Origin of the sequence: Halomonas sp. DN3, from assembly GCF_024137905.1 — a bacterium.
In the GTDB taxonomy this organism is placed as follows: domain Bacteria; phylum Pseudomonadota; class Gammaproteobacteria; order Pseudomonadales; family Halomonadaceae; genus Halomonas; species Halomonas litopenaei.
Genome location: NZ_CP099965.1, coordinates 1 through 14,674, shown reverse-complemented (window position 1 = coordinate 14,674; position 14,674 = coordinate 1). Strand labels below are relative to the sequence as shown.

Here is a 14,674-nt window from a genome sequence, read left to right as displayed (position 1 = left end):
CAATGACACAGTCGACGCCAGACGTGGCAACCTTCCAGGGCCTGATCCTCGCCCTGCAACAGTACTGGGCCGAACAGGGCTGCGTGATCATGCAGCCGCTGGACATGGAAGTCGGTGCGGGCACCTTCCACCCGGCCACCTTCCTGCGCTCCATCGGACCCGAAACCTGGAACTCGGCGTACGTTCAGCCGTCTCGCCGTCCCACCGATGGCCGCTACGGCGAAAACCCCAATCGCCTGCAGCACTACTACCAGTTCCAGGTGGTCATGAAGCCCTCCCCGGCCAACCTCCAGGAACTGTATCTGGGGTCGCTTGAGCGTCTCGGCATCGACCCGCTGGTCCACGACATCCGCTTCGTCGAGGACAACTGGGAGTCACCGACCCTGGGTGCCTGGGGACTCGGCTGGGAGGTCTGGCTCAACGGCATGGAGGTGACCCAGTTCACCTACTTCCAGCAGGCCGGCGGCATCGAGTGCTTCCCGGTCACCGGTGAGCTGACCTACGGCCTCGAGCGCATCGCCATGTACCTTCAGGACGTGGACAGCGTCTACGACCTGGTATGGACCATCGCACCCGACGGATCCCGCGTTACCTACGGTGACGTCTACCTGCAGAACGAGCGCGAGCAGTCCACCTACAACTTCGAGCATGCCGACGTGGACGCCCTGTTCGGCAACTTCGACCACCAGGAAAGCGAGTGCCAGAAGCTGCTCGCCGCCAACCTGCCGCTGCCGGCCTACGAGCAGGTACTCAAGGCCTCCCACACCTTCAATATGCTCGACGCCCGCCACGCCATCTCGGTCACCGAACGCCAGCGCTATATCCTGCGCGTGCGCACCATGGCCCGCGACGTGGCCCACGCCTACTACGCCTCACGCAAGGCGGCCGGTTTCCCGCTGGCCCCGGAAGCGCTGCGACGTGAACTTCTCGACGACGAACCCCTTGCCGCACAGGGAGACGCATAAGCATGGCCGCCCACACCCTCTTGCTTGAACTCGGCGTGGAAGAACTTCCGCCGGGAGCCATCGACACTCTCTCCGACGCCTTCGCCGAGGGCGTGCGTCGCGGCCTCGCCGATGCCGGCGTCGACTTCCAGGGCGTCACCGCCTACGCCTCCCCCCGCCGGCTGGCGGTACGGGTCGAGGCACTGGCCGACAAGCAGCCCGACCGCGACGTCGAAAAACGCGGCCCTGCCCTGGCGGCAGCCTTCAAGGATGGCGAGCCAACCAAGGCAGCCCAAGGCTTTGCTCGCTCCTGCGGCGTCAGCGTCGACGACCTGATCCATCTGGAGACCGACAAGGGCACCTGGCTCGGCTACCGCGAACAGCAACAGGGCGAGGCCACCGTCGCCCTGCTGCCCGCCATCATCGACAAGGCTGTGGCGGCCCTGCCGGTGCCCAAGAACATGCGCTGGGGCGCTTCCCGCATCGAGTTCTCCCGCCCGGTTCACTGGCTGGTGGCGCTCTACGGCGACGAGGTCGTACCCGCCACGGTGCTGGGCCTTGAGGCCGGCCGCGAGACCCGCGGACACCGCTTCCACGCCCCCGAGGCCATCGTCCTGAAACATGCCGACGACTACCTCGGTGCCCTGGAGGATGCCTGGGTGCTGGCCGATCGCAGCAAGCGTCGCGAGCGCATTCGCGAACAGGTACTGGCCGAGGCAGAACTGCTCGAAGCCACCGCCGTCATCGACGAGGACCTGCTGGAAGAAGTCAGCGGTCTGGTCGAGTGGCCGGTGGCGCTGACCGGCAGCTTCGACGAGCGTTTCCTCGAGGTGCCGGCGGAATGCCTGATCTCGTCGATGAAGGCCAACCAGAAGTACTTCCACCTGCTGGATGCGGACGGCAAGCTCAAGCCCGCCTTCATTACCGTGTCCAATATCGACAGCCGCGAGCCGGACAAGGTCATCGCCGGCAACGAGAAGGTGATTCGCCCTCGTCTGGCCGATGCCGCCTTCTTCTACGAGACCGACCGCAAGCGCCCGCTCGCCGAGCGCATCGAGGGCCTCTCGAGCGTGGTGTTCCAGAAGCAGCTCGGGACCCTCGCCGACAAGGCCAGACGCAGTGCCAACGTGGCCGCGCACATCGCCAGCCGGACCGGCGGTGACGAGTCCCGCGCTCGCCGTGCTGCGGCCCTGGCCAAGTGTGATCTGGTCACCGAAATGGTGCTCGAGTTCCCGGAGCTTCAGGGCATCATGGGGCGCTACTACGCCGAGCACGATGGCGAAGACGCCGAGGTCGCACGCGCGCTGGAAGAACAGTACCTGCCGCGGTTTGCCAGCGACGCCATCCCCCAGACCCTGACCGGTCAGGCGCTGGCCATCGCCGATCGCCTGGATACCATCACCGGGATCTTCGGCATCGGCCAGCGCCCCAGCGGTACCAAGGACCCCTTCGCCCTGCGCCGCGCTTCCATCGGCGTGCTCAATATCCTGGTCAAGGGTGAGCTGGATCTGGACCTGCGCGAGCTGCTCGAGCTGGCCGTGGCTCAGCATGAGGCGCTGCCCAAGGCAGACGGCCTGGTCGATGACGTCCTTGGCTACATGCTCGATCGCTTCCGTGCCTGGGCCCAGGACGAAGGGATCGGTGCCGAGGTTTACCTGGCGGTACGTGCACGCCCGGTGACCCGCCCGCTGGACTTCGCCCGTCGCCTGCGCGCCGTGGCGCAATTCGCCACGCGTGATGAAGCCGCCGCCCTGGCCGCCGCCAACAAGCGTGTCGGCAACATCCTGTCCAAGCAGGATCACGATGGACGCACCGAGGTCGACGAGAGCCTGCTCTCCGAGGACGCCGAGAAGGCCCTCAAGAACGCCGTGGCAGCTTGCCAGGAGCAGGTCGCTCCGCTGTTCCAGCAAGCCCGCTACAGCGACGCTCTGGACGTGCTGGCAAGCCTTCGGGCACCGGTGGATGCCTTCTTTGACCAGGTGATGGTCATGGCCGAGGACGAAGCCGTTCGTGCCAATCGTCTGGCCCTGCTGGCAAGCCTCCAGGCGCTGTTCCTCGAAGTAGCGGATATCGCCGAACTGCAGCAGTAATCCTGCCCCTGGTGGTAACGAGGCCGGCCCCGCAAGGGGCCGGCCTTTTTTATATCGACAGGCTGAGCCCGCCTGGCCCACTGCCCCACGGCCCCAAAGCTCCTGAGCCCTTCATAGGGGATACCACGGCCGCTACGAACGCAGGAGTGAGCCAATGGGATGTCGCATGGAGAGTCAAACCTGGCGATGCAGAGTGTGGCACTCGCCACCGACGTTTCACGTGGAACATTGCCCAGATAGTAAGCGCCGGCGGCGACAATGTTTCACGTGGAACATACCGGAGTACAGGCAAGGACAGGCGCTCGTGTTTCACGTGAAACCCGCCCCGCTTGATGTACCCCCCAGTACGCCGCCTGGAGCTTGTATCCCGGAGCCCGCCCTGAGCCTCACGCCCGCTGCTTTTCTTGGCGCCCGCCTTCGTCGCTTTACTCAATGCCCCGACTCTGCCGCTTTACTCAGCGCCCCGATTCCGCCGCTCTACTCTGCGCCCCGACTCCGCCGCTTTACTCAGCGATACGTTCCGCCAGCCGCTGATCCATGATCACTACCGTCTTGCCCAGTTCAAGATCATTGTCTTGCGAGTCCGTTGCCGGCAGGCCCACGCTCGGGTGACGGGCGGCTATGGTGCCCGAACGCAAGCCACTGCCCATGGCGCCGTTGGCGAGCCACTCAGACAAGTCGTCGGCGCTCAGGCGACGTCCGATAGCGGGCCTGAGTCCGTGGCGATCCATATAACCGAGCATGGCCTCCAGGTCGTCACGGCTGCCGACGCTGATCCCTTCCAGATGCAGCAACTTGCGAATCGCCGGTCCCACCAGATAACCCTCGACACGGCCACTCTCGAGAAAGCCCACCAGGGCGATATGCCCATTGGTAGCCATTGACGGCAGAATGGCATCGACCAGAAACTGCCCGCCCACCACATCGATGGCACGCCCTACGCCCACAGACTCGGTGATGGCCATCACCTGGGACACCACGTCGGCCGCCCCGCCCTCCCGACCGATCACCGCTACCGCGCCTAAATCCCTGAGCCGCGCTGCCAGAGCGGGTCGCGACGTCACCACAATAGGCCGAGCACCGGCCGCAGCCGCCATCTGCAGGGCCTGCAGCGACACGTTGCCGGTTCCCGCCAACAGCAGGTAACGGCCCTTCAGCTCATCCAGGTCGCCAAGCGACTTCCAGGCCGTGACGCCGGAGATCGCCAATGCAGCGGCTTCATCGAGCCGCCAGCCAGATGGCACGGCAACCAGCGCACGACGCGGAACGATGACCTCCTCCGACAACCAGCCATCACCAGGACCGCCCAGCTTTGAGGCGTGGTAGGACTCCTTGAAAGCACCAGATATCCAATCGATGGTGTAGTGGCCGAGCACCGGTTGTCCCACCTCGAGATCAACGACATCCCTTCCCGTTTCCAGCACCACCCCAGAGCCTTCAGACAGCGGCACGAAGGGGCGTGGCATCTGCGGCAGATAGCTGCCGTCCTGCAGCGCCCTGTCGCGGTAGTTCAGCCCCACCGCAGCGACCCTGACACGCACTTCTTCGCTGGCCAGGTCACGACGTGCTACCTGGTATTCATGGATTCCTTCAGGCCCCACCCTGTCAGAGCGGAATTGACGAAAGTGACGTAGCGATACCAATGGGCGTAGACGAGCTTCCAGTAACATGGGAACAACCTCCTCGTTGGTCTTCCCCTATCCTGGCCCGTCCGAGACCAGCGCAGTAGCGAAGCTCACGGAGTACTGTCTTGCACTAGACTCAACAATAAGGCCCCGACACCCACCCGACGCCTGGACCTTACCGCGCCTAAGCAAGGTCATGGTCTCTGAAAGGTGGTCATCCACACCAGGAGTTCGCCCGTCGTGTCGCCACACGTGCCTCTGTTTACGTGAGGTCGGCAGGAAGACTTGGGCGAAACCGACTGCATCGACCCTGGCCCCATGGCGACTCGTGCAATGACCAACCCCTGCCTCTGGACGAGAGTGCACCATGCCATCCCATCACGACACACTGGTCGCTGGACTGCTTGCCCTGGTTGAAGTGGCAAGATATGGCTCACTGCGTGCGGCCGGCGAGCAACTCAACCTCACCAGCGGCGCGGTCAGTCGCCGCCTCGATGCGCTGGAGTCTCGGCTCGGGACGAAGCTGTTGCACCGGACCACCCGTGAGGTTTCACTGACCCTGGCGGGCCGCACCTACCTGGAACGCGCCGTCCCTGCTCTACGGTTACTCGACAAGGCGGCGGATACCTTGCAGGACATCAGTGACCGACCGCGAGGACTGATCCGCCTATCACTACCGGTCAATTTCGGCCGAATCCATATTGCGCCCTTCCTCCCCGAATTTCTCGATCGTCATCCAGACATTGAAGTTGACGCTGACTTCGACGATCGCTTTGTCGATATCGCCTCGTCCGGGCACGATCTGGCAGTGCGAGTCGGGGTGCTCGAGAACTCTCGCTTGGTCGCCCATCCCTTGGCCGCAGATCAGCGCATGCTGGTGGCGTCGAAGGCCTATCTTCAACGCCAGGGTGTACCGCGTCACCCACTGGACCTGCTGCACCACAACTGCCTTCACTACACACGGTTCCAGGGTATTCAGCGCTGGCCACTTCGCCGTGGCGACGAGATTCACAACGTGCCGGTCAGCGGAAGCTACAGAGCGAACTATGGGCACGCACTGGTGATCGCGGCAGAGGCAGGTATCGGCATCCTTCATACCTCCCGCTCCATCGTCGGGGCCTCGCTGGAAGCCGGCAGGTTGCTCCCCGTGCTCGAGGACTGGTCGCTGCCAGACATCAGCATCCACGCGCTGCTTCCAGGACGGGATCCGCCAATGCGGGTACGAGCATTGCTCGATCACCTGAAGGACTCGATACCCACAGCACTGGCGACAGCCGGCGCGACAGGCTTGGACACCGACACTACGTCGCCACCACTTTTGGACTAGGCGCTGTCCGAAAAGTCGACGAGCGAAGGTTAGACAAGGCAAAAATCGGTGAGAAAGCGCAGTTTACGGGGTGTAAATGAGCATTTTGATCCGATTTTTAACGCCGTATTACCGAGCGCAGGCACTTTTCAGACAAGCCCTAGGGTGTTGCCAGCGACAGCTAAGGGGGCTGGGGTCGCAGCGCTCTGTGTCTTACCGAATACGGAGGAGCCTGGGATAGTTGTCGCTGGAAAGGGCTTGCATGAGACCCTTGCATGAGCCCCTTGTTACGCCCTCGACATGGCGGGAATAGCACGAGCTTCCACTGGCAAAGGGTGTGACAGGCAGCAACAGCGGCGGGGTTGGCAAGAACTGCAACGAGGGCCACGGACACGGCCTCGACAGCACCTGATTGTTTCACGTGAAACATGCCCCTACACTGGACCGATTGCGTGACAGCAACCACCCTTACCCATCGCACAGACCAGGTAGACCCATGGCCCCACGACTCGTCATTCTCGACCGTGACGGAGTGATCAATCAGGACTCCGACAACTATATCAAGTCGCTCTCCGAGTGGGTTCCCTACCCCAGCGCCATCACCGCCATCGCCCGTTTGTCCCAACAGGGCTGGACCGTCGCTGTTGCCACCAACCAGTCAGGCATCGCTCGCGGCTACTACGATGAGGCTACGCTTGAGGCCATGCACACCAGGATGCTGAGCCTAGTGGAGGCCGAGGGCGGTCGGATCGAGCATATCGCCTACTGCCCTCACATTAGCGAGGACCGCTGTGATTGCCGCAAACCCTTGCCCGGTCTGCTCCGCCAGATTCAGGCTGCGCTTGCACTCGACAGCCTGGAAGGCGCCTGGATGGTGGGCGACAGCTACCGGGATCTCGAGGCAGGCGCTGCCATGGGCTGCCGCCTTGCATTGGTGCGTACCGGCAAGGGCGAGCGCACACTAGCCAAGCATCCAGAACTTGGCCGGACAGACAGCGAGGCAGAGGTCCATGACGATCTCGCTGGTTTTGTCGATCAACTGCTGCAAGGAAACCTGGATACCTGAAACGACCCTGCATCAGGCTCGCCCCCTCGTCAGCCCTCGGCGAGGCTCCAGGCCTGGCCGACGACGTGGCTCTCCTTTCATCTGTCTACAACTGCCGAGCCGCCATGTTTCACGTGAAACATGGCGGCTCGCATTCTTCGTATATCAACGTCCAAACAACAAGTTAGAGCACGGGAAAGCTCTTGCGACTTACCCGCCGGGAGAGGACATGGTGCTCAATTGTCGGTCTTTCTGTGATGACTGCGAGTGCAATGTATCGAGCCCCCTCCGGACAGGTTCCCGCACGTTCCATATACTTCGACAACCAAGCCATCCAGTCTGAAGCGTGAGACTCATCAGGTCCAAATAAGAGGAGGCGGATAACAAGCCGCGGGTAACAAGATCCAGGCAACAAGACACAGATGGCAAGACGCCGATCGCAAGATGCGGATAGCCAGACACGGTCCCAGCCTTGGAATCTCAGGCCTGATGCCGTGATGTTTCACGTGAAACGTTGCGGAGGAGCGAGGCCACGGACGCAGCTCGATTATGGCTTGCCGTACGCTCTCGTCTGCCCCCCCTTCCCACCATCCCTTCCCCCCCCGTACCAACAGCTCCTTCCAACAACACCTCCATTCCTCCCTTTCTGATTCCCTCCTTCCATCCCCTTCTTTGAGATGACGCCAGGAGTATCGATACGCCGCCTTTTCGACCACTTCACATGTCAGCACGCAAGCCAGATACCTTCCTCCGAGTATCTGCCTGAAGCTCGGGTACTCCCCGTACTCGGCACGAATGCTGATATCGACCAGACATTTGATATCAAAGAGGCGTGAGTCCTGGCTTGAGCAGCTGGACCTTATATCGCCAGATGTTTCACGTGAAACGTGCAGGCTGCGCCGCTGTCCTCAAGCGCCTGCCCACCGTGCAACCGCCATGGAGACACCGCGCCTTCGTCTTTCCTCTACTGACGTCCATCGACGTCCACTGACTTCCATCGGACACACCGCGCCCACTCACCACCCACTCACCGCGTTCGCCAGCAGAATCGGACTACCCCAGCGTATGGCGTGTTGTCAGATCTGTCTTTGCACATTCGCGATACACCCTCGCCGGATGGCAATAGAAGCCTGGTGCACCCCGCCCTCTCATAGCGGGCCTTTCAAGAAACCAGCCACCCAGCCATCCAACCATCCGGCCGCTGGCAAACTACTGATAATAAAAAAGAAAAAACCCCGATCCTCAAGATCGGGGTTTTGTCGCGTGATGTTTCACGTGAAACATCGAGGCCATGGGCCTGGGACTTCCTGCTGCACTAGATGTCCAGATTGGCCACCAGAGCGTTGCGCTCGATAAAGTCACGACGCGGTTCGACTTCATCACCCATCAGGGTGTTGAACATCATGTCGGCGGCAACGGCATCTTCGATGGAAACCCGCAGCATACGCCGCGTATTGGGATCCATGGTGGTTTCCCACAACTGCTCCGGGTTCATCTCGCCCAGGCCCTTGTAGCGCTGGATCGACAGACCACGCTGTGCCTCGTTCATCAGCCAATCCAGCGCCTCATAGAAGGTCTTGACCGGCTTCTTGCGCTCACCACGGGCGATATAGGCGCTCTCTTCCAGCAGCCCATCCAGTGTCTCACCGAGGCCAGCGATGGCGCGATAGTCGGCGCTGGTGAAGAAGTCCAGGCCCCAGACGTAGTCGGTGGTCACGCCATGGGCAATCAAGGTTACCGCCGGCAGGAAGAACCCGCGTTCATTGTCTTCCTGCAACGAGAAGGTGTAACGCGGTCCACCCTCGTAGGCCACCAGATCGTCCATTTCCTTCTGCAGGAACTCGATCCAGTTCTGCATGGTGCCGCGATCACGGAGGCTATTTTCGCCGTCAAGATGTGCCGCATGGACGATCTTGCGCAGCACCTCGCTGGGATAGACCCGCGACAGACGATCGATGCGCTTCATCACATCACGGTACTGGTTCACCAGAGTCTCGAGCTGAGCCCCGCTGATTCCAGGCGCATCTTCACTGACGCACAACCGCGCCCCGTCCAGGGCGGTGGTGGTCAGGTAGTCGATCATCGCCTGCTCGTCCTTGAGGTAGAGCTCCTGCTTGCCACGCTTGATCTTGTACAGCGGCGGCTGGGCGATAAACACATGCCCGCGTTCGATCAACTCCGCCATCTGACGGAAGAAGAACGTCAGCAGCAGGGTCCGAATATGCGAACCGTCCACGTCCGCATCGGTCATTATGATGATCGAGTGATAGCGCAGCTTGTCCGGATTGAACTCCTCACGGCCAATGCCACAGCCCAGGGCAGTGATGAGCGTCCCGACTTCCGCAGACGACAGCATCTTGTCGAAGCGTGCCTTCTCGACGTTGAGGATCTTGCCTTTGAGCGGCAGGATAGCCTGGGTACGCCGATCACGCCCCTGCTTCGCACTACCCCCGGCCGAGTCACCCTCGACCAGGTAGAGTTCGGACAGACCGGGGTCCTTTTCCTGACAGTCGGCCAGTTTGCCGGGCAGCCCTGCGATGTCCAGGGCGCCTTTGCGGCGGGTCATATCACGCGCCTTGCGCGCCGCCTCGCGGGCCCTGGCAGCGTCCAGCATCTTGTTGACGATGGCCTTGGCTTCGTTGGGCTTCTCTACCAGATACTCCGAGAAAGACCGCCCAAGCTCCTGTTCTACCGCGGTTTTTACCTCGGAAGAGACCAGCTTGTCCTTGGTCTGGGAGGAAAACTTCGGGTCCGGCACCTTGACCGAGATGATCGCGGTCAGGCCCTCACGGGCATCGTCACCGGAGGTATTTACCTTGGTTTTCTTCAGCAACCCTTCCGCTTCAATATAGTGATTGAGCGTACGAGTCAGTGAAGCGCGGAAACCGGCCAGGTGGGTACCGCCATCCCGCTGAGGGATGTTGTTGGTGTAGCAGAAGATGTTCTCGGCGAAGGTATCGTTCCACTGCATCGCCACCTCGACCGCCACGCCATCTTCCCGCTCCACATTGAAGTGGAAGACGGGGTTGAGAACGGTCTTGTTGGTGTTGAGGTGGTCGACGAAGGCCTTCAGGCCACCTTCATAGTGAAACAGCTCTTCCTTGCCGCTACGCTCGTCCAGCAGGCGGATAGCCACACCAGAATTCAGAAACGACAGCTCACGCAGACGCTTGGCCAGAATATCGTAGTGAAACTCGATATTGGCGAAGGTCTCGGGAGACGGACGGAAGTGCACCCGCGAACCGGTCTGCTCGGTCTGCCCCACCACAGCCAGCGGCGACTCGGGAACACCGTGACGATAGATCTGCTCGTGGACCTTGCCGGCACGCCAGATGGTCAGCTTGAGCTCTTCAGACAGCGCATTGACCACCGAGACACCGACGCCGTGCAGGCCGCCAGATACCTTGTAGGAGTTGTCATCGAACTTACCGCCCGCGTGCAACACCGTCATGATCACTTCGGCCGCCGATACGCCTTCCTCTTCATGAATATCGGTAGGAATGCCACGGCCATTGTCACTGACGGTGATCGACTCATCCGGATGGATGATCACCCTGATCTCGCTACAGTGGCCGGCCAGCGCTTCGTCGATGGAGTTGTCCACCAGCTCGAACACCATGTGATGCAGGCCGGTACCATCATCGGTATCGCCGATGTACATCCCGGGCCGCTTGCGTACGGCATCCAGGCCTTTCAGTACCTTGATGCTCGATGAGTCGTAAGCATGTTCGCTCATTGACCACTCCGTCGTGAAGTCTGTCTGTCTATGGCCTGCAGCTGGCCGAAGCCGTCAGCGTCTTGTTTCACGTGAAACATTGCCATCGGCGTATCGGGTTGCCACAGGTCGGCCAGTACCTCGTGATCCACGCTGGTGATGAAGGCCTGGCAGCGCATCCGCTCCAGCCACTGGCAAAAGATCCTTCGGTGGTTCTGGTCCAGTTCGGCGGGCAGATCGTCGATCAAGTAGAGACAGGTCCTGCCTGTCATCTTCTCGAGTAACCGTCCCTGGGCAAGCTTCAGTGCGCTCACGACGAGTTTCTGTTGTCCTCGTGAAAGCACTTCGACCGCTGGTCGTCTGCCGAGGCGAATCGCCAGATCCGCTCGCTGGGGCCCCTGCTGGGTAAAGCCCATCTGACGATCGGTGTCGCGTCCCTGCTCGAGCACCTCGGCCAGATCTCGCTGTCGATCCCAGCCACGGCTATAGCGCAGCGTCAGCGATGGCAGTGAAATCAGCCCTTCCAGCGTTTCCTCGAATACCGGGATAAAGGTATCGATCCATTCCCTGCGCAGGATGTCCATGCGCTCGCCCGAAAGCGCCAGCTCATGCTCCCACACTGACAGGGATTGAGGCTCCATTCTACCATGCCTGAGCAGGGCATTCCGATGTTTCAGGGCGCGACGGAAACGCTGCCAGGCCTGCAGGAAGTCATGTTTCACGTGAAACACTCCCCAATCCAGGAACTCCCTCCTGCCGGCGGGAGATCCCTCCAGCAGGCGGAATGCGTCGGGGTTGATCAACTGCAGGGGCAGGGTCTCCACCAGACGAGACACCCTGTCGAGTCGCTCACCGCCAATGCGCAGCGTCAATTCGCGCTCCTGACGCAGGCGGCGCAAGCCGATCGATACAGGGGGATCACCGGCAAGGCGGCCATGCAGGACAAGGGCGTCAGCATCGTGGTGGAGTACCTGGGACAGCCGACGCGCCCGAAAGGACCGCCCCATGCCCAGCAGGTGGATACCTTCGAGCAGGCTGGTCTTGCCGCTGCCGTTGCTTCCAGTGATCAGGTTGATCCCGGAAGATGGTGAAATATCAAAGGCCTGCAAGTTTCGCAGGCCTTGAAACATCAAGCGGTCTAGCGCCATGGGAAGGCCTTGCTGGCAATGAATACCGTCACAGGCGCATCGGCATCACGACATAGAGGGCATCGCCGCCACCGGGTTCTTCCATCAGCGCGCTACTGTTGGGATCGCCCAGCGTCATCTGCACGCGATCCTCACCCACGGCGTTGAGCACATCGATCAGATAGCCGACGTTGAAGCCGATCTCCATGGCCGGCCCGCTGTATTCGATGGCGATGTTTTCCTCGGCCTCTTCCTGCTCCGGGTTGTTGGCCATCACCCTCAGGTTGCCCTCTTCCAGATTCAGCCGCACCCCACGGTACTTCTCGTTGGAGAGGATGGCGGTACGCGACAGCACCTGACGCAACTCCGAACGTTCGGCGATGAAGACCTTGTCGCCGCCCTTGGGCACGACCCGCTCGTAGTCCGGGAACTTGCCGTCCACCAGCTTGGAGGTGAAGGTGAAGTCCCCGGTGTGAGCACGGATATGGGTAGAGCCCAGGGTCAGGCTGACAGGCTCTTCGGAATCGTCGAGCAGCCGTACCAGTTCGAGTACACCCTTGCGCGGAACGATCAGCTTCTGGGCCGACTCAATGTTGATCTCCACGGGGCGACAGCTGACCGCCAGGCGGTGGCCGTCGGTAGCCACGGTGCGGACCAGGTTCGGGGCGAACTCCAGCAGCAGGCCATTCAGATAGTAGCGAACGTCCTGCTGGGCCATGGCGAAGGAGGTGGCGTCGATCAGCTGCTTGAGGGTCCCCCGCGGCAACGCCAGTTCGACACTGCTCTGACCATCTTCAATATTCGGAAACTCGGCGACCGGAAGCGTGGACAGGGTAAAGCGTGAACGGCCACTGCGCAGCACGGCCCGCCCGTCCTCGATGGACAGCTCCAGCTCGGACTGGTCTGGCAAGGACTTGCAGATGTCCATCAGCTTGCGCGCGGGCACCGTGATGGCGCCAGGCTCATCCACCTGGCTGGCCACGGTGCGGCCGACCAGTTCGACTTCCAGGTCGGTGCCGGTCAAGGCGACCTCGTCCTGTTCGACCTGGATCAGCACGTTGGAGAGCACCGGTAACGTCTGACGGCGCTCGACCACACCGGCCACCAGCGTCAGCGGGCGCAGCAGCGCTTCGCGGGAGATGGAAAATTTCATGTCGGCTCCACTTCTTGTCCGGGAGAGTGAGACGGTCACGCGGTTGATGACGTAGAGACGTTAACTGGTCAAAAGCCGCAACAGATTCTTGTAGTCTTCACGAATATCGGCGCTTTCTTCCTGCAGCGCCTGCACCTTGCGACAGGCATGTAGCACGGTGGTGTGGTCTCGGCCGCCGAAGGCGTCGCCGATTTCCGGAAGACTGTGATTGGTCAGTTCCTTGGCCAGGGCCATGGCGACCTGTCGCGGGCGCGCCACGGAGCGTGAACGCCGCTTGGACAGCAGGTCCGCCAGCTTGATCTTGTAGTACTCCGCCACGGTACGCTGGATGTTGTCCACGCCTACCTGCTTGTCCTGCAGAGCGAGCAGATCCTTGAGCGATTCGCGGATGAAGTCCTGGGTGATCGACTTGCCCATGAAGTGGGAATCGGCGATGACCTTCTTCAGCGCCCCTTCCAGTTCACGCACGTTGGAGCGAATCTTCTGGGCGATGAAGAAAGCCGCATCATGGGGTAGATCCACCTTGGCCTGGTCGGCCTTCTTCATCAGGATCGCCACCCGAGTCTCGAGCTCAGGCGGCTCTATCGCCACCGTCAGCCCCCAGCCAAAACGGGACTTGAGGCGCTCCTCGACGCCGCTGATTTCCTTCGGGTAGCGATCCGAGGTCAGGATCATCTGCTGGCCACCCTCAAGCAAGGCATTGAAGGTGTGGAAGAACTCCTCCTGGGAGCGCTCCTTGCCGGCGAAGAACTGGATGTCATCGATCAACAGCGCGTCGACGCTGCGATAGAAGCGCTTGAAGTCATTGATGGCGTTGAGCTGAAGGGCCTTGACCATATCGGCGACGAAGCGCTCCGAGTGAAGATACACCACCCGAGCGTTCTCGCGACGCCCCGCCAGGGCATTGCCCACCGCATGCATCAGGTGGGTCTTACCGAGGCCGACGCCACCATACAGAAACAGCGGGTTGTAGGCTCCCCCTGGGTTCTCCGACACCTGGCGGGATGCCGCCCTGGCAAGCTGGTTGGACTTGCCCTCGACAAACGTCTCGAAGGTGAAGTTGGGATTCAGGCCACTGGAGTGCTTGAGACTGCCCTCGACCTGAACCTGACGCTCACCACCGGGTGGACGCGTGACCGGCGCCTCACCGCCTTCGTCGCGCAGGCGGTCGACCTCGCGCTCATCCCCCACATCGCCGCGGGAGCTGGTGTGCACGGCCGCCGAGCGGGCCGGAGCGGCGGAGACAGGATCGCCGAGTTCGCGAGTCTGGGGTGGGGCCGGCGCAGCACGACGACTGCCCACGGTCAGCATCACCTTGGGCGGCTTGGCCGGCGCCAACTCCCGCATCAGTTCACTGATACGCTTGGCGTACTTGTCACTGACCCAATCGCGCACGAAGCGGTTGGGTGCCAGCAGCCTGAGCTGATTGGACTCCCCTTCTTCCGCCTGCAGAGGGCGAATCCAGGTGTTGAACTGCTGCGAGCTCAGTTCATCCTGAAGGGTTTGTAGACACTGTTGCCAGAGAGCGAGCGACACGCGAGCTACCTTGGTTGAAGAACGACCGCACATTGTAGCCTTGTCACCACGAGTTATCCACACGAGAACGGCACCGAAACCTAGCTGTGGAAAACCCTTGTACGCCATTCGGAGTTGTGCTGGAACAACTTGC

General features: G+C 61.6%; 9 protein-coding genes. 4 read left to right on the top strand and 5 right to left on the bottom strand.

Annotated elements, in window-relative coordinates; all coding sequences use genetic code 11:
* Nucleotides 1-2: 2 nt before the first annotated feature.
* Nucleotides 3-965: a glycine--tRNA ligase subunit alpha gene (gene glyQ / locus NKF27_RS00045; protein ID WP_108131941.1), complete on the top strand. Its 963-nt coding sequence runs from the start codon at nucleotides 3-5 to the stop codon at nucleotides 963-965.
* Nucleotides 966-967: 2 nt separating this feature from the next.
* Nucleotides 968-3,034 (top strand): glycine--tRNA ligase subunit beta, encoded by a 2,067-nt coding sequence (gene glyS, locus NKF27_RS00040; protein WP_253554796.1) that lies wholly within the window; start codon nucleotides 968-970, stop codon nucleotides 3,032-3,034.
* A gap of 503 nt (nucleotides 3,035-3,537) precedes the next feature.
* Here glyS and NKF27_RS00035 read toward each other — a convergent pair.
* Nucleotides 3,538-4,704, bottom strand: coding sequence for a zinc-binding dehydrogenase (locus tag NKF27_RS00035; RefSeq protein WP_253554795.1), 1,167 nt, complete (start codon nucleotides 4,702-4,704; stop codon nucleotides 3,538-3,540).
* A gap of 322 nt (nucleotides 4,705-5,026) precedes the next feature.
* On the opposite strand from NKF27_RS00035, the gene NKF27_RS00030 reads away from it, so the two are divergent.
* Together NKF27_RS00030 and gmhB are read left to right on the top strand one after the other, a co-directional pair.
* Nucleotides 5,027-5,986, top strand: coding sequence for a LysR family transcriptional regulator (locus NKF27_RS00030; RefSeq protein WP_253554793.1), 960 nt, complete (start codon nucleotides 5,027-5,029; stop codon nucleotides 5,984-5,986).
* Nucleotides 5,987-6,461: 475 nt separating this feature from the next.
* Nucleotides 6,462-7,031, top strand: a complete 570-nt coding sequence (gmhB, locus tag NKF27_RS00025; RefSeq protein WP_108131946.1) for a D-glycero-beta-D-manno-heptose 1,7-bisphosphate 7-phosphatase — start codon at nucleotides 6,462-6,464, stop codon at nucleotides 7,029-7,031.
* 1,294 nt (nucleotides 7,032-8,325) lie between these two features.
* Here the strand turns inward: gmhB and gyrB are convergent.
* From gyrB to dnaA, 4 genes are read right to left on the bottom strand one after another with little or no spacing between them, the layout of a single operon-like run.
* The gene (gyrB, locus tag NKF27_RS00020) at nucleotides 8,326-10,746 is read right to left on the bottom strand and encodes a DNA topoisomerase (ATP-hydrolyzing) subunit B (RefSeq protein ID WP_045995091.1); all 2,421 of its coding nucleotides are present in this window, start codon (nucleotides 10,744-10,746) and stop codon (nucleotides 8,326-8,328) included.
* Complete coding sequence (gene recF, locus NKF27_RS00015; protein WP_253554791.1) at nucleotides 10,743-11,873, bottom strand: DNA replication/repair protein RecF; 1,131 nt, start codon at nucleotides 11,871-11,873, stop codon at nucleotides 10,743-10,745. Before recF ends, gyrB begins: the two co-directional genes overlap by 4 nt.
* Nucleotides 11,874-11,901: 28 nt before the next feature.
* Nucleotides 11,902-13,005 carry a DNA polymerase III subunit beta gene (gene dnaN / locus NKF27_RS00010; RefSeq protein ID WP_253554790.1) on the bottom strand — a complete coding sequence of 368 codons (1,104 nt, stop codon included), beginning with the start codon at nucleotides 13,003-13,005 and terminating at the stop codon, nucleotides 11,902-11,904.
* 60 nt (nucleotides 13,006-13,065) lie between these two features.
* Entirely contained in the window at nucleotides 13,066-14,541 is a 1,476-nt protein-coding gene (gene dnaA, locus NKF27_RS00005; protein WP_045995088.1) for a chromosomal replication initiator protein DnaA, read from the bottom strand.
* Nucleotides 14,542-14,674 lie beyond the last annotated feature (133 nt).

Coding starts and splice junctions, on each gene's coding strand:
- glyQ (WP_108131941.1), top strand. CDS start 3: ATGACACAGTCGACGCCAGACGTGGCAACCTTCCAGGGCCTGATCCTC.
- glyS (WP_253554796.1), top strand. CDS start 968: ATGGCCGCCCACACCCTCTTGCTTGAACTCGGCGTGGAAGAACTTCCG.
- NKF27_RS00035 (WP_253554795.1), bottom strand. CDS start 4,704: ATGTTACTGGAAGCTCGTCTACGCCCATTGGTATCGCTACGTCACTTT.
- NKF27_RS00030 (WP_253554793.1), top strand. CDS start 5,027: ATGCCATCCCATCACGACACACTGGTCGCTGGACTGCTTGCCCTGGTT.
- gmhB (WP_108131946.1), top strand. CDS start 6,462: ATGGCCCCACGACTCGTCATTCTCGACCGTGACGGAGTGATCAATCAG.
- gyrB (WP_045995091.1), bottom strand. CDS start 10,746: ATGAGCGAACATGCTTACGACTCATCGAGCATCAAGGTACTGAAAGGC.
- recF (WP_253554791.1), bottom strand. CDS start 11,873: ATGGCGCTAGACCGCTTGATGTTTCAAGGCCTGCGAAACTTGCAGGCC.
- dnaN (WP_253554790.1), bottom strand. CDS start 13,005: ATGAAATTTTCCATCTCCCGCGAAGCGCTGCTGCGCCCGCTGACGCTG.